At 50.7% G+C, this 22,980-nt stretch carries 24 protein-coding genes; 14 read left to right on the top strand and 10 right to left on the bottom strand.

Going from position 1 to position 22,980, the window contains the following annotated elements:
* Positions 1-17: 17 nt before the first annotated feature.
* From GQ52_RS07820 to GQ52_RS07845, 6 genes are all read left to right on the top strand, one after another.
* A complete protein-coding gene (locus GQ52_RS07820; protein ID WP_047516495.1) occupies positions 18-521 on the top strand; it encodes a hypothetical protein in 504 nt (167 codons plus the stop codon).
* Positions 522-568: 47 nt separating this feature from the next.
* Positions 569-778 (top strand): dodecin, encoded by a 210-nt coding sequence (locus GQ52_RS07825; RefSeq protein WP_047516498.1) that lies wholly within the window; start codon positions 569-571, stop codon positions 776-778.
* Between the two features lie 116 nt (positions 779-894).
* On the top strand, positions 895-1,494 hold the full coding sequence (locus GQ52_RS07830; protein ID WP_047516501.1) for a histidine phosphatase family protein: 600 nt from the start codon (positions 895-897) through the stop codon (positions 1,492-1,494).
* A gap of 22 nt (positions 1,495-1,516) precedes the next feature.
* On the top strand, positions 1,517-2,176 hold the full coding sequence (locus GQ52_RS07835) for an HAD-IA family hydrolase (protein ID WP_047516504.1): 660 nt from the start codon (positions 1,517-1,519) through the stop codon (positions 2,174-2,176).
* A 38-nt stretch (positions 2,177-2,214) separates the two neighbouring features.
* Positions 2,215-2,832, top strand: a complete 618-nt coding sequence (locus tag GQ52_RS07840; protein WP_047516507.1) for a LysE family translocator — start codon at positions 2,215-2,217, stop codon at positions 2,830-2,832.
* A gap of 36 nt (positions 2,833-2,868) precedes the next feature.
* The gene (locus GQ52_RS07845; protein ID WP_052179056.1) at positions 2,869-3,567 is read left to right on the top strand and encodes an MOSC domain-containing protein; all 699 of its coding nucleotides are present in this window, start codon (positions 2,869-2,871) and stop codon (positions 3,565-3,567) included.
* 8 nt (positions 3,568-3,575) lie between these two features.
* Here the strand turns inward: GQ52_RS07845 and GQ52_RS07850 are convergent, their stop codons facing one another.
* Positions 3,576-4,052, bottom strand: a complete 477-nt coding sequence (locus tag GQ52_RS07850) for a MarR family winged helix-turn-helix transcriptional regulator (protein ID WP_235273057.1) — start codon at positions 4,050-4,052, stop codon at positions 3,576-3,578.
* Positions 4,053-4,087: 35 nt separating this feature from the next.
* On the opposite strand from GQ52_RS07850, the gene GQ52_RS07855 reads away from it, so the two are divergent.
* Positions 4,088-4,813, top strand: a complete 726-nt coding sequence (locus GQ52_RS07855) for a siderophore-interacting protein (protein ID WP_047516513.1) — start codon at positions 4,088-4,090, stop codon at positions 4,811-4,813.
* A gap of 40 nt (positions 4,814-4,853) precedes the next feature.
* Here the strand turns inward: GQ52_RS07855 and GQ52_RS07860 are convergent, their stop codons facing one another.
* The 9 genes from GQ52_RS07860 to GQ52_RS07900 form a co-directional block, all read right to left on the bottom strand.
* Positions 4,854-5,864: a D-alanine--D-alanine ligase gene (locus GQ52_RS07860; protein ID WP_047516516.1), complete on the bottom strand. Its 1,011-nt coding sequence runs from the start codon at positions 5,862-5,864 to the stop codon at positions 4,854-4,856.
* Between the two features lie 13 nt (positions 5,865-5,877).
* Positions 5,878-6,594: a S9 family peptidase gene (locus GQ52_RS07865; protein WP_047516519.1), complete on the bottom strand. Its 717-nt coding sequence runs from the start codon at positions 6,592-6,594 to the stop codon at positions 5,878-5,880.
* A gap of 69 nt (positions 6,595-6,663) precedes the next feature.
* On the bottom strand, positions 6,664-7,302 hold the full coding sequence (locus GQ52_RS07870; RefSeq protein ID WP_019883248.1) for a peroxiredoxin: 639 nt from the start codon (positions 7,300-7,302) through the stop codon (positions 6,664-6,666).
* Between the two features lie 68 nt (positions 7,303-7,370).
* Positions 7,371-8,006, bottom strand: a complete 636-nt coding sequence (locus GQ52_RS07875; RefSeq protein ID WP_047516522.1) for a trans-aconitate 2-methyltransferase — start codon at positions 8,004-8,006, stop codon at positions 7,371-7,373.
* Positions 8,007-8,083: 77 nt separating this feature from the next.
* Complete coding sequence (locus GQ52_RS07880) at positions 8,084-9,112, bottom strand: ABC transporter substrate-binding protein (protein ID WP_047516525.1); 1,029 nt, start codon at positions 9,110-9,112, stop codon at positions 8,084-8,086.
* A 174-nt stretch (positions 9,113-9,286) separates the two neighbouring features.
* On the bottom strand, positions 9,287-11,128 hold the full coding sequence (locus GQ52_RS07885; RefSeq protein ID WP_047516528.1) for an ABC transporter ATP-binding protein: 1,842 nt from the start codon (positions 11,126-11,128) through the stop codon (positions 9,287-9,289).
* The gene (locus tag GQ52_RS07890; protein WP_047516530.1) at positions 11,121-12,965 is read right to left on the bottom strand and encodes an ABC transporter ATP-binding protein; all 1,845 of its coding nucleotides are present in this window, start codon (positions 12,963-12,965) and stop codon (positions 11,121-11,123) included. Before GQ52_RS07890 ends, GQ52_RS07885 begins: the two co-directional genes overlap by 8 nt.
* A gap of 86 nt (positions 12,966-13,051) precedes the next feature.
* A complete protein-coding gene (locus GQ52_RS07895) occupies positions 13,052-15,487 on the bottom strand; it encodes a TonB-dependent receptor (protein WP_047516533.1) in 2,436 nt (811 codons plus the stop codon).
* 207 nt (positions 15,488-15,694) lie between these two features.
* Positions 15,695-16,393 carry a malonic semialdehyde reductase gene (locus GQ52_RS07900; RefSeq protein ID WP_235273058.1) on the bottom strand — a complete coding sequence of 233 codons (699 nt, stop codon included), beginning with the start codon at positions 16,391-16,393 and terminating at the stop codon, positions 15,695-15,697.
* A 16-nt stretch (positions 16,394-16,409) separates the two neighbouring features.
* Between GQ52_RS07900 and GQ52_RS07905 the strand changes: the two genes are divergently transcribed.
* The 7 genes from GQ52_RS07905 to GQ52_RS07935 all read left to right on the top strand — a co-directional run bounded on the left by GQ52_RS07905 (position 16,410) and on the right by GQ52_RS07935 (position 22,945).
* Positions 16,410-17,663 carry an ABC transporter substrate-binding protein gene (locus tag GQ52_RS07905; protein ID WP_235273059.1) on the top strand — a complete coding sequence of 418 codons (1,254 nt, stop codon included), beginning with the start codon at positions 16,410-16,412 and terminating at the stop codon, positions 17,661-17,663.
* Between the two features lie 25 nt (positions 17,664-17,688).
* Entirely contained in the window at positions 17,689-18,393 is a 705-nt protein-coding gene (locus GQ52_RS07910) for a class II aldolase/adducin family protein (RefSeq protein ID WP_047516536.1), read from the top strand.
* Positions 18,394-18,457: 64 nt separating this feature from the next.
* Positions 18,458-19,813 (top strand): LLM class flavin-dependent oxidoreductase, encoded by a 1,356-nt coding sequence (locus tag GQ52_RS07915; RefSeq protein WP_047516539.1) that lies wholly within the window; start codon positions 18,458-18,460, stop codon positions 19,811-19,813.
* 28 nt (positions 19,814-19,841) lie between these two features.
* A complete protein-coding gene (locus GQ52_RS07920) occupies positions 19,842-20,387 on the top strand; it encodes an AAA family ATPase (RefSeq protein WP_047516541.1) in 546 nt (181 codons plus the stop codon).
* Between the two features lie 17 nt (positions 20,388-20,404).
* Positions 20,405-21,730, top strand: a complete 1,326-nt coding sequence (locus tag GQ52_RS07925; protein ID WP_047516544.1) for an LLM class flavin-dependent oxidoreductase — start codon at positions 20,405-20,407, stop codon at positions 21,728-21,730.
* 10 nt (positions 21,731-21,740) lie between these two features.
* Positions 21,741-22,406 carry an HAD family phosphatase gene (locus GQ52_RS07930; RefSeq protein WP_047516546.1) on the top strand — a complete coding sequence of 222 codons (666 nt, stop codon included), beginning with the start codon at positions 21,741-21,743 and terminating at the stop codon, positions 22,404-22,406.
* Positions 22,403-22,945 (top strand): cytochrome b, encoded by a 543-nt coding sequence (locus GQ52_RS07935; RefSeq protein WP_047516549.1) that lies wholly within the window; start codon positions 22,403-22,405, stop codon positions 22,943-22,945. The genes GQ52_RS07930 and GQ52_RS07935 overlap by 4 nt, the downstream gene beginning before the upstream one ends.
* Positions 22,946-22,980 lie beyond the last annotated feature (35 nt).

Below are 22,980 nucleotides of genomic sequence, written 5' to 3' on the forward strand. Positions count from 1 at the left end.
CTTTTTCAGGAGCAAGCATGGCTTTTACAATTGATTCGGTCGCGCAGCAGGTGCGCACCTTTTTGCTGGAGGACAAAGGTCCGGCTGGCCGTGAGCGTGTACGCGTGTATCTGCAAGATGTGGTATCCGATCAGGCATTCGCACAGCAATACCTGGATGACGCCCAACCACAACGTCGCGTACTGTACGAAGATACCGATTTAGGCTTTGCCATTCTGGGCCACGTGTTTAAAGAAGCCAGAAAAACACAACCGCATGACCACGGTGTTTCCTGGGCCATTTATGGCCAGGTCGCTGGCGTGACGACCATGGATGGCTGGGATGTGATTGACCCGGCCGAACCAGGCGGCAAGCCCGGTTCGGTGAAATTACGTGATTCGATTGAATTGAGGCCAGGCAATGTCCGCGTCTATAACGAAAACGAGATTCACTCGCCACGACGCGATGGCCCGGCCAAGCTGATCCGCATTGAGGGAAATCCTAACCAGAATGCGCCCGGACGTGTCTGGCAGCCAGTATAATCAACTGGCAGTCAAACACATCCTTCAACCATATCAAGGATAGAACCATGTCAGAGCATATTTATAAAGTTGTTGAGCTGGTCGGGTCTTCCCCCATCAGCAGTGATGATGCCATTAAGAATGCCATTGAACGTGCGGCAAAAACCTTACATCACCTTAACTGGTTTGAGGTTATCGAAACGCGTGGACACATTGCGGATGGCAAAGTCGCACATTTTCAGGTCACGATTAAAGTCGGCTTCAGAATCGAAGAATAATAATACCCAGTGTAGTGTCTTGATCACGGCCCGGGTTTGATCCTCGGGCCATTTTTTATAGAGAAAATCAGTCTCACTCTTGAGATTCAGAGATTGGATAGTTGACTGGATTCCATATGAATTTATATGTTGCCAGACATGGGGAAACATTTGCCAATGTTGAACATCGCTATCTAGGTGCGTTTGAATCTGGACTGACCGAGCAAGGAATGGCACAGGCGGAAGCTTTGCAAACGCTATTTCCTGCAAGGATAGATGTGCTGATTGTCTCCCCTAAGTTGAGGGCTCAACAGACGGCCCATATTCTTAATCATCATCTCGGTCTTAAGTTGGAAACCATGGATTGTTTCACTGAGCGTGATGTTGGCATATTTGAAGGCCTCACTCAAAACGAAGCGAGCACCCTTTATCCGCAGCTTTGGGCGAGAAACATCACCCGGCAATGGGCTATTGGGCCCACCAATGGTGAGTCAATCGCTGATGTGGTGATGCGTGTTCAGCAGGGGCTGCATCAGTTGCAAACACTGTATGCTACCAAGACGGTTTTACTGATTGCGCACGGCTTCGTGGCAAAAACAATACGGGCACTGGCAAAAGGCGATTTTTCAGACTTCTATGACTGGCAGCTGTCAAATGGCGGTGTACTTGTTTTAGAGCACCTGAATATACCGACTCGTTCAATGGCATATTTGGAAAGTACATTGCCTCCGGGGTAATCATGGCAGGACATGATATTGAATGACTGGTATTTGTGTGATTTTCGATTTGGACGGCACCCTGGTAGACAGCGAGGGACTTTGCAATCAGGCGTTTCTTGATCTATTGCCACAGCTAAATGATACGGTGGAGTCATTAACGCAGCGGTACCGTGGCAAAAAGCTGGCACCCATTCTGACCGACTTGGAGAGCCGCCTTGGCCAGAGGCTGCCTGATATATTTGAGCAACATTATCGCCAGCATGTGGCCGAATTGTTTTCAGGCGAGTTGAAACCGATGCCGGGAGTGTTGGACATGCTAAAAATGATCGACTGCCCCAAATGTATTGCCTCAAGCGGACCTTCTCTGAAAATTCGCCAGGCGTTAGAGGTAAGTGGTCTAGCTTCTTATTTTGGTGACGATCTCTTCAGTTCATATGATATTGGCTCTTGGAAACCAGAGCCTGATCTATTTCTACATGCAGCCAAGGTCATGGGTTTTAAGCCTTACCAATGTGTGGTTGTAGAAGATAGCGAGGTCGGTGTTGAGGCAGCAATAGCTGCAGGTATGAAGGCGTTGCAATATTCCAAGCATGGCGATGCGCGCTCCAAAACACATCTATGCTTTGACGATATGCTAAAGCTGCCCTCGCTACTTACAGACCTTGCACATATGCCCGCCCGATCCTTCCACCAAGATTAAGCACGACTCTAATCTTAGTAACACGCAAGGCCTACGATATGAGTGAATTCTTTCTTTCAGCACTTTCGTTTGGATTGGCTGCTGGGCTCAAGCCCGGTCCGCTTGGAATTATTGTCATTCAGCAAACGCTAGCAAAAGGACTGCTCAGTGGGTTCCGAGCAAGCTTAGCGCCACTTATCACGGATGGCCCAATTATCGTTGCAGCTTTGTGGTTATTGTCAAACTTCAAAAGTATTCATCTATTTGTGGCTTCGCTTGGGTTAGCCGGCGGGTTATATTTGATTTGGTTAGCCAGGAAAATACTAGCAATTAAAGACATCTCCTTGGCAGGAAAACTCTCAACAGAAAGCTCAATCCTTCAAGCGGTAAAAGTTAATTCGCTAAACCCTAGCCCCTACTTGTTCTGGTTTACTGTCGGCGGGGCTTATATACTCAGAGGTACTGCGCTGGAAAGTACAGTGTTTGTGATTACTACCATATTGACACTTATTGCATCAAAATTTGCCATGGCATTGCTTGCTGCTTTTTTCAAGTCAGCGCTTGAAAGTCGCGGTTATGTGTTAGTGATGAAAGCGTTGGCTGTCACTATGGTAGTTTTTGGGTTGATTTCCATTCATAAGGCCTATGTACTTATGCATGCTGCTGGGTTTCTCTAGATGATTGCTAACATAATTCATTAAGGCGAAAGTAAATTGAATATTATTGCTGAATTATGGCGTTACCCAGTCAAATCCATGCTGGGAGAGTTGTGTGATTCGCTTCGCTTAGAGCCTAGAGGGGTTGACGGTGATCGCCAGTATGCTATTCGAGAGGTTTCTGGCAAATTTGGCAGTGGCAAGAATACCCGGCGTTTTAAGAAAATTGACGGGCTATTTAGATTTTCCACACGTTACTGTGGCGATGTGCCCGAGTTGCGCCTTCCTTCAGGTGAGGTGATACGTGGAGACTCACCATCGATTAACCGAATTCTGTCTGCGACATTGGGCCAGCCTGTGGCGTTATCAAAGGAGGCTGACGTCTCTCATCTCGATGCCGGGCCCATCCATCTGATTACGTCGGCCTCTTTGCGCTGGTTACAAGCAGCGCTGCCTGATGCGATGGTTCATTCCTCACGGTTTCGTCCAAATATAGTGATTCAGTGGCCTGGAGTCGGACGGGTGGAGGAAACATGGGTCGGTAAGCAATTACGATTAGGCAATGAAGTGCGTCTATTGATCAATGCACAGACTGAGCGTTGTGGAATGGTGGCGTTTGCCCAGGGTGAGTTGCCCGAGCAACCTGGCGTATTAAGGCACATCAGTCAGTTTGCTGGGCTGAAGTTTGGTGTTTATGCCCAGGTAGTTGTCCCTGGAATCGTGCGGGTAGGTGACGAAGTGGTTTTGGATGAATGACAGAGGTTTTAGTTAGCGCGCTGTGTGGATATATTGTTTTTTATTTTGCCGAGAAGCGTTAATAGCACGTTGCACTCTTCCTCTGAGAGTCCTTGTACTGCTAAATCAGACAGTTGTCTTTCTGCTTTTTTCAGGCTTTCAAAAACCTCTGCCCCAGAGGGCGTGAGCGAAAGTCGCGAGACTCGTTTATCCGACGGGTCAGGTTTTGCATCCAATAACCCCTTCGCGCGCACCTCGGTAATCAGCCGTGCAATCTGCGCTTTATCTTTACCAGAATCCGCTACCAAATCACTCAGCGTCGCGTCTGGGTGCCGGGCAAAGTAACCTAATACTTTATGCTGCATATGGGTCAGGTCGACACCACTGTCTTGTATCAGGCGGTACTGGCGCGCGCGGAATATGTGCATCAGCCGGTGGATGGTTTCAAAAACCTGATGCGTATCATCCGGATTATTGTTGACAATGTCTACTTTATTGATCATCATGGTTGATATTATCAACTAAATAAGGTGTGGTGGAAATGTTTATCAAAGAGCATCAGTTTGAGAGAGTCCGCTTTGAATTGCAACAAAGACCTGTTGAAGTGTTGAAAGTAGATCACACAAGCGAAGGATTTGTCACGGTGACTTTTACCGGGCCATTACTGGCGCAATTCAACAGCCTGTCGTTTGATGACCATATCAAGTTTATTTTTACCAATAGCCAAGGCGAAACGGTCAGGCGCGATTACACGCCACGTAGTTTTGACACCGCCTCGCGAGAGTTAGCCATTGAGTTTGCGCTGCATGCACATGGTGATGCTTCGGACTGGGCCAGGAATGCTAAGCCGGGAGACCAGGCCATCATTGCCGGGCCTAAAAGCTCCAGAATTATTCCCAAGGGCTTTGATTGGCATTTATTGATTGCAGATTCTTCCAGTTTGCCTGCGGTGGCTCGCCGCTTGGAAGAGTTGCCGCTAGAGGCAGATGTGATTGCTTTAATTCAAATTGAGCAAGAGAATGATCGTCGGGAGTTTGATCGTTCAACTGCAAGAGTCATTCGATGGGGCGACTCACATCAGAGTCTAATTGATATGATTAAAGAGATGTCGTTGCCAGAGGGTGAAGGTTTTAGCTGGGTTGCTGGTGAACATACTTTTGTATTGCAGGTCAGGGATGTTTTACTTGAACAAGGTCAGCCTAAAGAGTTAATGAAGGCGGCTGCTTATTGGAAAAAAGGTGAAACTAATTTTCACGAAAAGATTTAGTCTTCAGGGTTAAAAGATAGTGAGGATACGCGTTAAATGACTATGATTTTTCTAAGGTTAACTGACATATTCTCTCGCAAAGCTCAGCAAATGAAATTCCCATCACGGCCGCTGATTGCGGCATCAGGCTGGTGGATGTCATCCCTGGTAACGTATTTGTCTCCAGGCACCAGAGTTTGCCTTGTGAGTCGAGCCTGAAGTCTGTCCTGCTATAGTCTTGTAATTTGAGCGCCTTATGCGCTCGTAACGCGAGCTCTTGTGCTTGTTTATAAATGGCAGGAGGAAGATCGGCAGGAAATATTTCTGTGACCTGCCCAGATTGATATTTGGATTCATAATCAAAAATGGCATGAGGTTCAAGCACGATTTCCCCGACGCCAAGGGCTTGATTATCAAGCACTCCAACACTTAATTCTCTACCAGCAATAAATTGCTCGAGCATGATTTCATTGCCAAAACGACTGGCCAAATCAATCGCTGCATCGAGTTCTGCATAAGCGTGAATAATAGATAAACCCACCGTAGAGCCTTGTGCATTTGGTTTGACGACCAGTGGTAAACCCAAGGCATTTAAGGTTTGCTGACTGTAGTCCGAGGTCATGCACCATGCGGGCGTCGGAATGCCTGCATTCAAATATAGTCGCTTCGAGATATCTTTATCCATGGCGATGGCACTACCAAGCGAGCCACTGCCGGTAAATGGAATATTGGCTAATTCAAGAATGGTCTGAATGCTGCCGTTTTCTCCGCTGCCGCCATGCAAAGCCAAAAAATAGACATCTACGTTGGTGAGGTCTTGTGGTGGCAGGATATGTGTTTGAGCATGGTGGATCAGATCCAGTGAATCTGCATCTGGCGGCAGCACTGCAACTTTTTCCGTGAGTAGCTTAGCCTCTTGTTGCTTGCCAAGCACGCCAGTCGCCGTATCCATTGCAATGACTTCATGTCCTTTTTCTCTCAGTGCTGGAATCACTTGCGCAGCACTGGCGATAGACACATCTCGCTCTTCGCTGGTGCCGCCAAACAACACAACAATTTTTAATTTGCGCATGGCATATATTTCTTTATTTAATCGCCGCTGATATGAAGTCGGCAGATAGCTGTGCTGTCAGTTGGCTGGTTGGCTCTGTTGCCAGACCATGATCGCCAATCACAATCGCTGCCCTGGCAGGGCCTCCGGCGCGCGAGAGAAAGCTATAAAGTGTTTTCGGGTTGCATGCGGAATCTGCATCGCCAGCGATCCAAAGCGAGGGCCTGCGCTCGTTGGCAATGTCTGGGTATAGTTGGTCGGCGGTAAAGCCTTCTTTGCTGCAAACTGGTGTCAGTTGCAAGATGCCTTTAAGCGTTGAGTCGTTGCGCAGAACCTGCCAGGCGATGACCGTCCCGCGGGATTTTCCGCCGACAATGATGGCGTTGGGATCCACGCGTTTGTCGGCTTTGGCGAGCGCGACGACGGTCGTAAAGTCTTCAATCTCTGGTGAGCGGTCAGTATCTGATGGTTTGCCGTTTTTGTCTTTCACATAGAATGCCCACTCGAAACGGAACACGGCAATGTTATGCTTTAGCAGTTCGCGTTCCACCACTTCATTGATTTTTTGCTTCATGGTGCCGGTGCCTGGCCCCAGAATCACTGCGTGAAAAGGGCCTTTCCCTTCAGGGAAATTCGCAACCACACTGATTGGTGAGCCACGCGGGGTATCGACGTTCACTGCATCGACTGCTTGCACCGGTAGGCTGAGTAAGCATAAAGCGGTCATCAATAATTGTGTTAATCGTGTCATGAATAGGTTCTCGGCAATACGTGCGGGTGGGGCGGACCGGAGGTAACACCGGCCCGTTGTATCCACCGCTTATTTATTCGGTTGTGGTGTCAGACGTAAGTAGGGCTTGACGGTTTTGTAGCCTTTGGGGAATTTGGTTTCAAGCACGACCGGGTCTGTGATTGACGGCAAAATCACGACATCCTGGCCGTCTTCCCAGTTGGCCGGGGTGGCGACGCTGTGGTATTCAGTCAGTTGCAATGAGTCGATGACGCGTAATAGCTCATTAAAATTACGCCCGGTGCTGGCCGGGTAAGTCAGCGTCAGGCGGATTTTTTTGTGCGGGTCGATGATAAATACTGAACGCACGGTGGCCGTGGTGCTGGCATTGGGGTGGATCAGGTCATACAAGGTCGACACCTTGCGGTCGGCATCGGCAATGATGGGGAACTGCACATCCGTGGATTGTGTTTCATTGATGTCCTTGATCCAGCCGTGATGCGATTCCACCGGATCCACCGACAGTGCAATGGCTTTGACATTGCGCTGTTTGAATGCCTGCGCCAGTTTGGCGGTGGCACCGAGCTCGGTGGTGCACACCGGCGTGTAGTCAGCCGGATGTGAAAACAGGATGGCCCAGCTATCGCCCAGCCATTCGTGGAAAGAAATCGGGCCCTGGCTGGATTGTTGTGTAAAGTCCGGGGCGATGTCACCTAGTCTGAGGGTCATGATAAAACTCCTTTTGCTTGATATGGTTGTTCGGTTGTGAAGGCTGGTGTTGGCATCAACGCACAGCCCTAATGACAGTGCGCACGGTGCAGTGCCATGCCTGCTTTCTCCAGAATCAGTTCTATATGGTTAAAGCCAGCTTCTGCCAAAGATGATTGTTGTTCCAGGATGGACATGTATAGCTCGGTGTTGTGCATGCCGCCTGTATCCGTATGATGGTCACAAACCAGGTAGTGGCCGTGACTATTGAGCAGGCCTCTCACTTGGGTGTGCAGGGTACTGGTGCGTGATTTGTGGCGTAGTTCATGCACTGCTTGCATGGTGACTATCAGGTCAAACTGGCCTAGGCCTTGCACCCAATTCGGATCAAGAAAGTCTCGCTCTAGAAACTGAATCGGTTTCTTTGTGGGGTCCAGAGACACACCCAGCCGTTGCCTGGCTAATGTGTGCATGGCTGGTGAAAAGTCCAGTGCAATATATTGGCACTGGGGAAATGTACGCAGCAGGTGTTCGGCCAGGAAACCAGGGCCGGAGCCTAGCTCCAGGATACGTATGCTTTTCTGTGATGCATGTTGTCGTGCGATGTCGGTAAACGCTGCAATAAATTCAGTTCGCGCCGGGCGCTTGATCAATGCCGTGCGTGCCCACTCCTCGGCATCTGCCGTTTGCTTTAAGTCGATCGGGCTGGGAATCTCGGCAACCATGTGTCATGTCAATTATTGGTGTGGGTGAAACAACAGGTATTCCCGGTCGGCAATACCTGTCGATATGCGCTGGTGGATTAAGCGGCTTTTTTCTTCAGGCGGAACACTTCTGCCAGTGGTGCCGGGTCGATCCAGGCGTTGACGTCAAAGTCACCTTTGAGGAAGCCCCACTCTAGCAGGAAGTTTTTGTAGGCCTCCAGCCCGGCGATCGCTTGTGCATCCAGGTTGGTGCCTTGATGCAGATGCACGTCGTCACCGTAGGCTTTGCGTACCCACTCGTCAGTTGAACCAGATTCTTTGGCGATATAGGCCACAGTTTCAGCTTCATGTTTGGCTGCCCATTCAGCCACATCTACAATGCGGCTCAAGAAACGGACTACCAGGTCAGGACGGTCGCGCAGCAACGCTGCGTCGACAGTAATTGGACGCGGTGCGCTGTTGTTTGATCGCACGATAGGATCGGGATGCTGACGAACATCGTAGATAATGCTGACGCCATGGGCATTGGCGCTTTCATAACCGCGGGCACCTTTCACATAAATGGCATCGACGAGGCCGCTCTCTAATGCCTTGTACTCCGCGGCATAGGCAGCACGCGTGCCTGCTGCCCAGCTGATGCTTGGCGGTTGTTTCTCAACTGGGATATCGACCAGCTCTACGTCTTTCGGTGTCAATCCAGCGGCTTCCAGGCTCACCACAATGCCGCGTAAAGCGCTGGCACGCTGGTGATCAATGCTGATGTCATGTACAGGCAGCGCAATACGTTTGCCCTTGAGTTGTTCAACTTTTGTAATGCCTGAATTTGGCAGCGTCACGATCAATTGTGCTTCGTCTACCCAGTTGAGGCCGATGACTTTGGTGTCTGTGCCTCTGGCCTTGGCCCATATCGCTGGCACGTTGCCGCCCTGGCGGAAAGAGTGTGGCAGGCGATGGTCATAATGTGACTCCAGCAGTTCCGGATCCTGGGTTTCCTGCAGGGTGTTGATGGTGATGCCGTCCTGTACAAACTCGCTGCTAAACCAGCCTTCACGTGCGGCGAGGCCGAGTGGGGTTGGCACCGGGCAGCGGGTGTACCAAATGCTGTCAATTTTGTTATCTGCGGACATGCTTGTCTCCTGATTGTGAGTGAATACGACTTGGGAACTCAATCAATTGCAGGAAGCGTGCCAGCGATTAATTCTATTAATAATCAAAAAGATAGCTGTTTTTGTATTGCACGGGAGCGGACACTTTGTTGCTTGTGCAACATCCGCTCCCGGCTAACTGTTGGTTTGACAGCATCAAGCGGCCAGGGATGCCTCAGAGGCTTCCTGGTAGGCTTTGTATAAGCCCGAATAATGGCCATCTAGTGCAATCAGCTGGCTATGCGAGCCTTTCTCTACCACTTGGCCATCACGAATCACGGCAATGGCATCCGCATCACGGATGGTTGATAAACGATGTGCGATGATGATGGCGGTACGACCTTCGCATAAATGCCTGAAGGCAGTCTGGATTTTACGCTCTGTTTGCAGGTCGACGGCGGAGGTCGCTTCGTCCAGCACCAGGATGGCCGGGTTTGCCAGATAGGCCCTGACAATACACACCAACTGCCGCTGACCGTGGCTCAGAAACGCGCCCAACGGTCCGACTTGCGTCGCATACCCTTGCGGCAATCGCTCTAGAATTTCATCGGCGCCCAGTTCTTTGACCGCATGTATCAGTTCGGCATCGCTGGCGTCAGGTGCGGCCAGTCGCAAATTCTCCAGTACGGTGCCACTGAATAACACATTATCCTGCAACACCAGGCCGACTTTACGTCGCAAGCTGGTTTGTGCGTAATCTTTGACATTGATGCCATCAACCAGCACTTCACCTGCGTTCACTTCATAAAAACGTGTCAGCAACTGCACAATCGTGCTTTTGCCGTGGCCGGTTGGCCCGACAATCGCCAGCACTTGCCCGGCCGGGATGTCCAGGCTCAGGTCCTGAATCACGTAGTGAGAAGCCTGCGGGTTATATTTGAAATGCACATTATTAAAAGCAACATGGCCACGCACCGTCGGCAGTTGTGGCGTTGCCGGGTCCACAATTTCAGGCTCGGTATCCAGTAACAGGAAGATGCGCTGTGCTGAAGAGGCGCCCGTAGAATAACGTTCAAACAGGTCATTCAACTCTTGTAGCGGGCCTAGAAACAGCTGCACGTAAAACAGGCTCTGCGCGATCTGGCCGACGGTCATTTCATGCTCGACAATGCCCAAACTGCCGGTCGCGAGTAAAAAGGCCATGCCTACGGTGCTCAGTACTTGTGTCAGCGGTAAAAACCAGCTCGATCTGAGATTGCCTTTAATCAGGATGGTATTGAAGTCGTGCAATAACGCGCGGTAACGGGTAGCGTTATCTTCCTCAACGACCGTTTGTTTGATAATGCGTACGCCAGACACGGTTTCTACCAGGTGGGCGGTAAAGCGCGCCCTGGCCTCGGCCACTTTGGCCCAGTTTTTTTCAGAGATACGTTTAAATAACCAGGTCGCGGCAAATAGCACTGGCACGATGCTGGCCAGGGCGAGTAACAGCTTGGGTGAGATCACCCACAAGGCAACGCTGGCAACCACAAAGCGTAACAACGCAGACAGAAGCTCTGGCGGGCCTTGAATCAGTAGCGGCTCCAGTGCATCAATATCACGGTCAGCACGCGAGATAATGCGCCCGGCTTTGGTCTGGTCGAAGTAGCGCATGCTTAGCTGTTGCAGGTGTGCGAACACCTGTACGCGCAAACTGTTGAGGATATGCACGGCCGCGCTGCCGGAAAGGTATTGCGATAAGCCGGACACGCCAAAACGTACGATCCAGCTGAGGCCCATGCCTATGCTCATCCACACTAGCAATGGTGTATTGAGGACGATGCCTTGCGCCGATTGAATGAAACCGTGGTCAATCACCTCGCGTAAAAACCAGGGGCGGATAAAAATCACGCCGACCAGCAAGGCTTCAAGCAGAATAACCGCCGTTACTTTGCCTGAGACCTGTTTCAATAATGGCAGCAAGCGCCAGAACATATTACGGTCCAGGCTTTTTTTCGCTAGCGCCTGCTCAAGCTCGATGTCATTCAGCGCGCGTTCTTGTCTTAATTTTTCAGCCATGTTGCACTCCAACTAAATCGCGGTAAGCGAAATGTGTTTGTATCAGGTCCTCATGCGTGCCTTCGGCGATGATGCGGCCTTCAGCCAGCATTGCGACGCGATCTGCCAGTAAAATGGTTGAAAGTTTGCTGGCGATAATCAGCACCGTGGTATTTTTGCCGCTGCTGTGGCGCAAGTTGCGGATGTTATCCAGCACCTTGCGTTCGGTAATGGCATCCAGTGCGCTGGTGGAGTCATCCAGCACCAGTATCGATGGCGCCGATAAAAAAGCGCGTGCCAGGCTGATGCGCTGGCGTTGACCACCCGATAGCGTGATGCCTCTGTCGCCGATTTTTGTCTGCAGGCCATCGCTGAGCTTTTCCAGTACTTCATCGGCGGCGGCGAGATGCAGCGCCTGTAACAGCTCTTCGTCGGTGGCATCCGGTTTAGCCAGGCGTAAGTTGGCCGCCAGCGTGTCAGAAAACAGGAAGCTTTCCTGTGGCACAACGTGTACAGATTTACGTAGCTGTTGCAGATTTAAGGTTTTGACATCATGCCAGCCTGCCCAGGCTGAACCTACTTCTACACTGCCGTGCTTGGCATCCAGCAACCGTGGCAGTAGTCCGGCCAGTGAGCTCTTGCCTGCGCCGGTTGCACCGACGATGGCCACGGTTTCACCCGGGCTGACTTCCAGGCTGCAATGATGCAAAATGGCCTGGTCACTATTCGGTGCCTGGGTTGTTACGTTAGTTAAACGAAACCCCAGTGCTTGCGTCGCCAGTGTGTGCGGGCCAGGCAGAATATGTGGTTCTTCATCCAGCAGCTCCCAGATGCGGGTGGCTGATGAACGGGCATCAGCAAACACCTGCATCACGCGGCCGATACCTTCGACGCGGAACACCAGGGCATTGGCGATGAGCAAGGCAGCCACCAGTTGGCCAATATTCAAGCTACCTTTACTGACCAGATAGGCGCCAAACGCCAGAATCCAAACCTGGCTCAAGCCAATCACAATCTGTGGTAAAGGAATTCTTTTGGCGGCAAACGCCAGTGCGGTATGCGCATGGGTGACAAAAGTATCGACCAGGCTGGCAAAGTGTTTGGTACGGGCGGACTCCAACCCGAACGCTTTAATCACACGGATGCCATTGACGCCTTCACTCAGCTCCTGGTTTACCTGGTCATAAGCATTGCCGACTTCGCGGTCGAGAATCACCAGCGTGTTGGTGTGTTTGACGAACAGCCACATGCCGGCAACGACCAGCAGTAGTGTGCCTAAACCAATCAGTGGGTGATACGCACTGAGGACAGCCACAGAGATCAGCACCCAGATGGTGGCCTCAAATACCTGGCGCCAGAAGTTAATCAGGGCGTCACGCACCTTGTCGGCATCGCGCGTGGTGCGCGTCACAATTTCGCCAATGCCATGTTGCCAGTGATAGGCCAGGTCCAAACGTTGTACCTGGTGCAAAATGCGTTCGCGCAGGATATATAACAACTCCTGGCCAATAATGAGTGACATCACGCCACCGATATATTGCAAGACAGCGCGGCCAACAGCCACACCAATGAGCAGTGTCAGCCAGTGACGGGCATTGCTCACATCAAGCACACCCTGCGCATTGCGCGTAATAAATTCGCCAATATGGATGGATTGCACAATCTGGCCCACTAGCCACAGTTGCCATGCCATCCCCGCATTGACCAGGATAAACAGCAGGGCAGTGAAACTGAATTGCCACGGCATGTACGCATAGAGTGCAAGGCAGCGTAGCAAGGGTTGTTTTAATTGAAAGAAAGGTGCGCGCGGCGATGGCGCATGCAGCCCATTTTCTTGTGTATTGATATAGGACTTCAAGCAGTCCTCCTTTGTTTAAGGCCCAATCAAAAAACGCCAGAACACACAAGGTGCCCTGGCGCTGACAAAGGTGTTTTTTACAGACGTTAGAACGCTGCTGCGAAAGACACACCTACAGTTCTGACCGCACCTTGGATGACATTGTCACCAAAGATACTTTGGCCTGCACTGTAAGCTGGTGTTGAATGTTGCAGGTAGTGCTTATCAAACAGGTTATTGGCATAGGCAGTCACTGTGTATTTATTACCTGGTGTGACATACGAAATACGCGCATTCACAATGGTGAAGGCCCCTTGCTCCAATCCTGAGCGATATACGCCGGTGCTATCTACACCTTGTGGAGTCACATAGTAGTATTGTTTGGACAGGAAGCGTGCATCACCGCCCAATACGACTTTGGCACCGTTATCGACATGAAATGTGTAGTTTGTTAGCAAGTTAGCTGTCACATTAGGTGAACGTACCAGGCGATTGCCATCGAAGTTGCCGCCATTGTTCAGAATCTGGGCATCTTCAAATTTAGTGCTGAGTAAGCCTAGACTACCACTGACAAACCAGTCATTGGTTGGCAAAGCTTGCACTTCCAGTTCCAGACCGTAGGTTTTTGCACTGTCTACGTTTTGCAGGTAAGAGACGGTACCGCCTGCTTGTGCATTCTGGCCAACTACGTTTACCTGGATGTCCTGATAGTCATAATAGAACGCAGTTGCATTGAAGTTCAGGCGACCCGCTAACCATTCTGATTTGTAACCGATTTCGTAAGAGTCTAATTGCTCAGGTTTAACCTGATTCAATGCTAATTGGTTAGTCGCAGCCGTGTTAAAGCCGCCAGACTTAATACCATGCGCATATTTGAAGAAGACACGGTCAGTTGGTGACAGCTTGTATTCAGGCGTGAAGTCATAACTCCAGCGATCCCAGGTGGCTGAGTCACTGACATTATAGGAGCCGGAGGTCAATGATGCGGCTGCAAAATTACCGGTATAAGAGTCCCACCAATGTCCCAAATTACTAAATGAACCAGTTCCGCTTGAGGCTCTGCGAACCAAGTCATATTCTTTTCTCTCGCGGCTCCAGCTCAAACCGGCAGAAGTCGCGAAATCATCCGTCCAGTTATAGGTTGTGTTGCCGAAGATGGAGAAGCTTGTGGTTTCATGTTTAAGCTTTGCATCATTGTAGGTGACCGAAGGGCCAGACGAGGCGACGCTGGAGTTTGCGACCTGGCTTGCAGGCAGTTTCCCTGTCTGGGTGAGGGAGTCTATCGTTTCTTTAAACAAGTGCACGCCACCCAGCCAGTTCCACTGGTCTTCACGCGGCGAAGTAATGCGAAACTCTTGTGATATCTGACGCGACTCGCTGTCCGTATGCTGGCGTGAAATTTCCAGAGGCGTATTGTCGTTATCAGTCAGACCTTCGTTCTTGAAACCCTCAAACCCGGTAATTGATGTCAAAGCGAGCTTGCCGACATTCCATTTCAGGTTTAAGTTACCGCCTGTTTGGGAGCTTTCCGTCCAGTTATCTGCATTGGTGCTGACATCATTATAACCCGTGCTCGGCACATAGTTCCCACGTAACAAACCATCTGCTCTGTAGCTATTGGTGTTGGTGATTGTGCCTTGCGTTTTGTATTTTCGGTAGTGCACATTCAATAATGCTTCTGCATCATCGGAGATTTTGCCCAATAACTGACCACGAATGGCACCGTCTTGCAGGCCGCCATCCTTAGTGCCTCGGAACTGGTTATTAAAGCGGCCATCAATGTCTTCCTGGTAAACAGAAATACGTGCACCCAGGCGGTCATCAATCAGTGGTACGTTGAAAGCACCTTGTAATACCTTGTCATTGAACGTACCGTAATCGGCCTTAATGTAATCGTCAGCTTTACCTTCTTTTAGGGAAGGCTTTTGCGAGATGATGTTAACCGCACCACCTGTGGTATTTTTACCGTATTTAGTACCTTGTGGACCACGCAGAACTTCTACGCGCTCCAAGTCAAAAATCGGGAAGCCAGTTGCTGATGCGTTACTGATATAAACTTCATCCAGGTAGAAACCAATTGGGCTGGTCATGTCTTGCTGTTGCTGGCCTGCACCGACACCGCGAATCCACCAGCGTGGACGACCATGTTGTTGGCCGACAGCGGTGGCGTTAGGCACGTAGTTGAATACTTCCTGTGCAGAACGGCCCACGCCTTGGTTCAGCAGGTCTTTGCCTTTAAGCACAGTAATCGGAGTGGCGATCTTTTGTGCGTTTTCCTTACGTCTGTTCGCAGTGACTGTCACACTACCCAGTGCAGATTCTTGTGCCTGGCCTTCTTCAGATTTCTTGTTACTGTCATTGTTCTCAGCAGTTTCTGCAGCTTGTGCTTCCTGGCTTTCAACGACTTTTTCTTCTTCGGCGGCCCAGGCTGGATTGAGTGCCAATGAACCGGCAAACGCGCTTAACACAGCGGCTTTGACGGTTCTTCGTTTCCATAAATTGCTCGGCTGTTGCGCGCCGATGCTCTCATTAGTTCTTTTCATAATGTTCCCTTGAGTTGAGATGAAGCACTTAAGAAAGTGTTGAAAGCTCAAGGGCATGAATCATGCCAATCACTTTTTATGTTTTTAACTGTATGATTTTTAATGAAAAATTATTTTTATATGATGTGGCTTGAATAGTGCAAATTGTTTTGTCAGCAACATCCCACGCAAACAGTTGCCAGTCGGAATGTTGCTGAACAAACACTTTTAAATAATGTGAACGGTTTTTTTGAAGGGGAGTCTGGGGCCACGTTTTTGACTGGTGGGCACGTCAATAAAACCAATATTGAGCAGTAAGAAAGATTTGTATTTACCGTCCGCAAAGAAGGTGGTGTCGACATCTGCTGCGTTAAATCCGGACATCGGGCCGACGGAGAGTCCCAGTGCCCTGGCGGCGATAATCAGGTAGCCCGCTTGTAGCGCCGCATTGAGCGTGGCTGTGGGTGTGATCCAGTCTGGTGATTTTTCAAAAAAACTGCGTGCGTCATAGGCGGGAAATTGCTCGGTCAGTTCATGATGGAATTGGGTGTCGTAAGCCACAATCAGATTCAATGGCGCTGCTAAGGTTTTTTCACGATTGGAAGAGGCGAGGTGAGGTGCCAGTTTTGCTTTCTGTTCGCGGCTACGGATAAACAGGTATCGGGCAGGTTGTGCATTGAAGCCGGTCGGGCCCAGTTTCACCAGGTCGTATAGCTGTTGAATCAAGTCGTCGGTGACTGGAGTCTGGTTGAATTGGTGTTCGCTATGGGCGGCAGTGAATAGTTGCTTGAGTGAGGTTTCTGGTAAAGCAGACATAAATAAGGCTTCCTGTATGAGGTAGATAGATGGTGTGCTTTCGCCAGCAAATGGCATACCAGCCATTTGCGTGGATATTTGTTGCAGCAGCAACAAAACAGGTGTGCTCATGTTGCCATGACAGCAGTTGGATGTTGGTAGTGATGCTGTTGTCTCGTTTGAGGCGGGCGATCTGCTTGTTTGCAATAGTGATGAGAAATCAGGCAGATACTGGGTTGCGGTGATGGCGCCAGGCCGTATGGAGGAAGTTGGCATGTTGTTTGCCATTAAGCCTGTTATTTACATCACGACAGAGGCTGCCATGAGTCAACCCTTATCCGACCAAAGTAAGCGCATCAATTTGTGGTACACACGCTGCGGCGCAGCAACGGCTTCCGCGCTGGCGATTCGCCAGCAATGGTTGCAGCAAGAGTTCGCCGGGCCAGGCACACAGCTACATTCGCTGCGCGACTCTGAAAGCCTGGAAGTCAGAAATTCCCATTATCACCACAAGCAGTCCGGCATGTTCCGCGAAGGTGGCAATATTCCGCCGATCTGGGCCAAAGGCCAGGGTCACGATACGGTGGTGGTCGGCATCACCTGGCTGGATGAGTATCAAGGCATTATTGTGCGTGAGGATAGCGAGATCCATACCATCAACGACCTCAAAGGTAAGCGGCTGGCGATTCCAGACCATGCGCAAGCCGTGATTGATTTCCAGCGCGGCGCGGCACAACATGGCTTTGCCACGGCATTCGCCTTGCATGGCCTCACCCCTCAGGATGCCAAATGGGTAGATATTCCTGCGCCCAGTTATGATTTGAGCGATGGCCCCAGAGCCGAGCGCAACAGCTTCCGCCATGTTGAGCTGGAGGCATTGAACGCGGGCGAGGTCGATGCCATTTTTGTACGCTTTGCACGTGGTGTGCGTTTGGCCAACACGCCTGGCTATCGTCAATTAATCAATATTAATGAACATCCTGATCCACTGGTGCGTGTCAATAATGGTACGCCAAGACCTGTGACGGTCGATCGTGCTTTTCTGCAATCACACCCGGATATTGTAGACCGCTACCTGGCGGTGCTGTTGCGCACTGCCATCTGGGCCAAGGCGCATCCGCAAGAGGTGTTGCAACTACTGACCCCCGAGGCACAGAGTGCCAGTGTGTCTGAAGTGATTGCCTCGCATGGTGCCAATGTACATCTTTCATTTACGCCGTCGCTGAGTGAGCAGTATGTCAAAGGCCTGGAAGTGCAGAAGAATTTCCTGCGTGACTGGGGCTACATTAAACACGACTTTGATATCCAGGACTGGATAGATCCGGCGCCGCTGCAACGGGCTGCGCAATTGGTCAAGCAGCAACCGGAATTTACAACCTTTGAAGCTGCGCAAGCCGCGTAAGTTATTTAAACAGGAGACTTAAACCATGAGCGAAATCGTGACAGATTCAGATTTAATCAAATATGTAGAGCAGGCCAAGGCCGATGCTTTGCATTCTTTCAACTTTTTGAAAGAAACCGGCACCTTGTCCGCGACCTGGACTTACCACATCACGCACAAAATCCCAGGCCAGGATAAATTGCTCAATATCCGCTTCCCATGGCCATGGGAGCGTTCACGTGATCCAGTCGTGAGCATTGATACTTTCTCTGAAAAGAAAGATCACATCCTGCATGAATCCCGTATCGATGCCGACACCGTGATTCATGCGCATACGCCTTACCTGGCGGCGTGGTCACTGGCGCAAATCAACTTCCCGATTTTGTATGTGGCGGCGCAGCGTTATTTGCTGGCGCGCGAGATTCCTAACCATCTTGACCGCACCCGCAGCGTGTTGTCGATTATTTCCGAGCGCCTGGATCAACATCCTGAGCTGGCACCACCGCCAGCCTTGCTGGAGTCCAACGGTGGCGCCAATATCTGGGGCAAGGGCATTATCGGTACCTCACAGCTGGTACTGCTGATTGAAGAGGCTGCACGCTTCCAGTCACTGGCTGAACAAGTCGGTGGCGCCAAAGAGTACACGCCGGGTGCACTCGAAGTGCAATGGAAACGCACCGGCCTGGTAGAAAAAGCCAAGCAATATTCCGGACGTTTTATTGCCGATCTGCTCAAGCAAAAAGCAGCTTAATTTTATTTTTCTGTCAGTCGGGGCAAGGTCAGCTTGTCCCGACTTTTTATTGAAAGTGTTGATCATGAGTCAGAGCAAAAAAAGGCAATTGGCCCTGAATGTATTTTTGTTACGTTACGGACACCATCCGGCAGGCTGGTTGCACCCGACATGGACGGAGAACGGGCGCCCGGATTTGCAGTGGTGGATACGTGCCGCCCAGATTGCCGAGGCCGCCAAGTTTGATACTTTTTTTGTGGCTGACTTTATTGGTCGTTCGGGTGTGATAGACAAACAGTCCGTCAAGAACCCAAATAACTTTCACTTCGAGCCATTCACTTTACTGTCGGCAATTGCTTCTCAGACCAAAAATATCGGCCTGGTAGCGACAGTAAATACTAACTTTTCTGACCCATACAATGTGGCGCGCCAGTTCACCTCACTTGATCACCTGAGCGGTGGCCGCGCGGGCTGGAACGTGGTGTCGTCATTGAATCCTGTCACGGCCAAAAACTTTGGCATAGAAGCACCGATTACCCATGAGGAGCGCTATGAGCGCGCCAGTGAGTTTATCCACTTAACCAAAGCGTTGTGGGATAGCTGGGATGACAATGCGTTTGATCACCCTAACCGCCAGAGCGGGCAATTTTATGATCCGGCTGCGGGCCATCCGGTCAATTTTAACGGCCAGTATTTCAAGTCAGAAGGCCTGCTGGATTTCCCGCGGCCGATTCAAGGTTACCCGGTATTTGTGCAAGCAGGTAATTCTGAGACTGGTCGCGAATTTGCTGCACGCGAAGCCGAGATGACCTATAGCTCGGCCACGTCTTTAGAGGTGGCCAAGGCTTATTATGCCGATGTGAAATCACGCATGGCCAAATATGGCCGCGCTGAAGACCAGCTCAAAATTACGCCTGGTTTGAATGTCGTTGTCGCTGAAACGGATCAGGAAGCGCAGGACAAATATGGTGAGTTGCAGGCATTGGTCGATTTTTCGGATTTAGAGTTTGGCGGGCAGGATTTATCCAAGTATCCACTCGATGGCCCATTGCCAGACCTGGCTTATGATCCGGGTGAGAATGGCCGTGGCCGTTTTCAGCAACAACTCGAATTAGCCCGCCGTGAAAACCTGACGATTCGTCAACTGGTGCTGAAATTCCGCGTGGCGCGTGGTCATTTGCAAGCGATCGGTTCGGCGAAAAGCGTGGCTGACACCATAGAGCAATGGTTTGTGGAAAAAGGAGCAGATGGCTTTAATGTGGTCCCGCCATATTCGATCAAAGGCCTGGAAGACTTTACGCGTCTGGTGGTGCCGGAGTTACAACGTCGCGGTATCTTCCGCACAGAGTATGAAGGCAAAACCTACCGTGAGAATCTGGGTTTAAACCGGCCGGAAAATGCCAATACCGCGGCGCCTCAAGCACTGAAAGCGGCATCATAAGTCTGCTGATATCTGGCGTCTACGCAACATGAAAATCCACATCATGGGCGCTTCAGGCAGTGGTACTACCACGCTGGGGCAGGCGCTTGGCCGCACCTTATCACTCAGGCATCTGGATACCGATCACTACTACTGGCTGCCGACACATCCGCCCTATCAGGAAAAGCGGCCGCCATCGCAACGGCAAGCGTTACTCCTCACGGATCTTAACGCTGAAACAGGCGTGGTGGTGTCGGGGTCGCTGGTGGGGTGGGGACCGGAAATTGAAAATGCATTCGACCTTATCGTATTTTTATATCTGCCCGCCAGTATTCGAGTGGCGCGGTTGCATCAACGCGAAGTTGCCCGCTATGGCAAAGTCGATCCAGCTTTTTTAACGTGGGCATCACAGTATGACGAAGGTCAGGCAGAAGGTCGCAGCCTGGCGAAGCATCAGGCCTGGCTGGCTGAGCGGACATGCCAGATATTGCTTCTTGAGCAAGACCTGACGGTGGCCGAGCGCATGGCAGCCGTCATTGCTGCCATACACCACCTATCACCTCAACCGGCTGCTTTGGGCAGCCATTTTATTTAAACAAGATCAGGACCATCATGGCAAGCACCGCCCGCCAACTTATTCTCAATGTGTTTTTTCAGCGTTTTGGCCACCACCCTGCCGGGTGGCGTCATCCTAGCTCTAAAGATGATGGCCGCCCTAATCTTGACTGGTGGTTGCGCGCCGCCAAACTGGCAGAAGATGCCAAATTTCATACCTTCTTTCTGGCTGACTTTATTGGCCGGTCGGCTGAAGTGACACCGCAGACAGGTCGCAATGGCCTGAGCTACCAGTTTGAGCCACTCACCTTGCTGTCAGCGATTGCGGCTTCTACGCAACATATCGGCCTGGTGGCGACGGTGAATATCAATTTTTCTGACCCCTATAATATCGCCAGGGAATTTACCTCGCTGGATCACTTGAGTGGCGGTCGTGCGGGTTGGAATATTGTCTCGTCGTTTAGTGGTGCCACCGCCGCCAATTTTGGCCTGGCGCAAGACCGCGCGCATGATGAGCGCTATGCCCGTGCGGCCGAGTTTGTTGGACTGACCAAAGCCTTGTGGGATAGCTGGGATGATGATGCATTTGACCATCCCGACCAGAAAACGGGCGTGTACTTTAATGCTGACAGTGCGCATCCGGTGAGTTTTCAAGGTAAATATTACCGGTCTGAAGGCCTGCTGGATTTTCCGCGACCATTGCAAGGCTACCCTGTGTTCGTACAGGCAGGCAATTCAGAGACCGGGCGCGAATTTGCCGCTCAGCATGCAGAAATGACCTATTGCTCAGCGACTTCGCTCAAGGTCGCGCAGGAATACTATGCTGATGTCAAAGGGCGCATGGCCAAATATGGCCGTGACCCGGATCAACTCAAAATCTCTCCTGGCTTGTCTGTCGTCGTGGGCGAGTCTGACCAGGAGGCGCAGGATAAATTTGGCGAGCTGCAAGCGGCAGTCGATTTCAGCCATATCGAATTTGGCGGCTATGACTTAAGCCAATATCCCCTGGATGAGCCTTTGCCAGACCTGCCTTACAAGCCTAGCGAAAATGGTAAGGGCAGATTCTTGCAGCAGTTAGAGCTGGCGCGTCGCGAGAACCTGACCATTCGCCAGTTGGTACTCAAATTCCGCGTCGCGCGCGGCCACTTGCAAGCCATCGGTTCAGTGAAAACGGTGGCCGACCTCATCGAGCAATGGTTTGTCGAAAAAGGTGCGGACGGTTTCAACGTGGTACCGCCTTTATTGCCGCAAGGTTTTGAAGACTTCACACGACTTGTGGTCCCCGAGTTACAGCGCCGTGGCATTTTTCGCAAGGACTACAGCGCGGGCACATATCGTGACAACCTCGGCCTCAATCGCCCCTCTAATCCTTATCAGAAATAGCGGCTGTTTGATGCAAGCGGTTGAGCTGATTATTTTTGATTGTGACGGCGTACTAGTCGATAGTGAGTTAATTGTTAATCGGGTTTTTTTAGAAGCGCTCAATCGAGCGGGTGTGCCCATCACGCTCAATCATTTACTTGAACGGTTTGTTGGGCACTCTTTGGAGCAATGCTTAACGATGGTTCATGATCAATACGGTGTGGCATTGGGGAGTAACTTTGTTGCGGAATATAAAGTAAAACGCGATCTGGCGCTGGCGCAACAGGTCAGGGCCGTTGATGGAGTTGAGGCACTGATTAATCAATTGACAATACCATTTTGTGTGGCCTCAAACAGTGAAGCGCAAAAAGTACATACCATGCTCACGCTCACCGGCCTGATAGGCTACTTTGCCGGAAAGATATTGAGTGCAACTGACATGTCCAAACCCAAGCCTGCACCTGATGTGTATTTAAAAGCGGCCGCCATGTTTGGAGTGAGTCCGGCACATTGCCTGGTGATTGAGGATACCCCTACTGGAGTGAAAGCCGCGGTTGCAGCGGGCATGCCGGTGTTTGGTTATGCCGCACTTACGCCGCAGCGAATTTTGCTACAGGCTGGCGCGGCGCGCACTTTTTTCTCAATGACTGAAATACAGCAAACAATCAGTGATTTATTAATAAAGGAAACATCATGACGAGTACGTCTCCAAAACGTTATAACAACACCGCGATTGTGCTGCACTGGTTGTTGGCACTGTTAATTATTGGCCTGTTAGTGGTTGGTTTCTTGATGCCTGACCTGCCTAAAACGCCGCTGCGCAAACTGATTTACAACTATCACAAGTCATTCGGTCTCATTGTATTTGCGCTGGTACTGTTCAGAATCTACTGGCGCCTCACGCATGCCGTGCCGGATCATGTGCCGGGCAGCCGCTGGCAAGTGCAGTTGGCACATTATGCGCATATTTTTATTTATGCGCTGATCCTGATTGTGCCAGGCGTAGGCTTGTTAGCGAGCGCATTTAATCATGGCTTTAACCTGTTTGTGTTTCATTGGGAACCGCTGTTTGCTATCGATAAAGATCTGGCACACCAGATCATGGGTTGGCATGGTGTGACCGCCTATGTGTTGGCCGGGTTGCTGAGCCTGCATGTTGCCGCATTTGTCTGGCACCAGTTTGTGCAAAAAGATGGTTTGATCAGTCGACTCTGGTTTAGCTCTCCCCGTCACTGATTTAAATGTGTTTCCTGCAACAGCTGCCATCCGCA

Origin of the sequence: Methylophilus sp. Q8 (assembly GCF_000800115.1) — a bacterium.
Taxonomy (GTDB): domain Bacteria; phylum Pseudomonadota; class Gammaproteobacteria; order Burkholderiales; family Methylophilaceae; genus Methylophilus.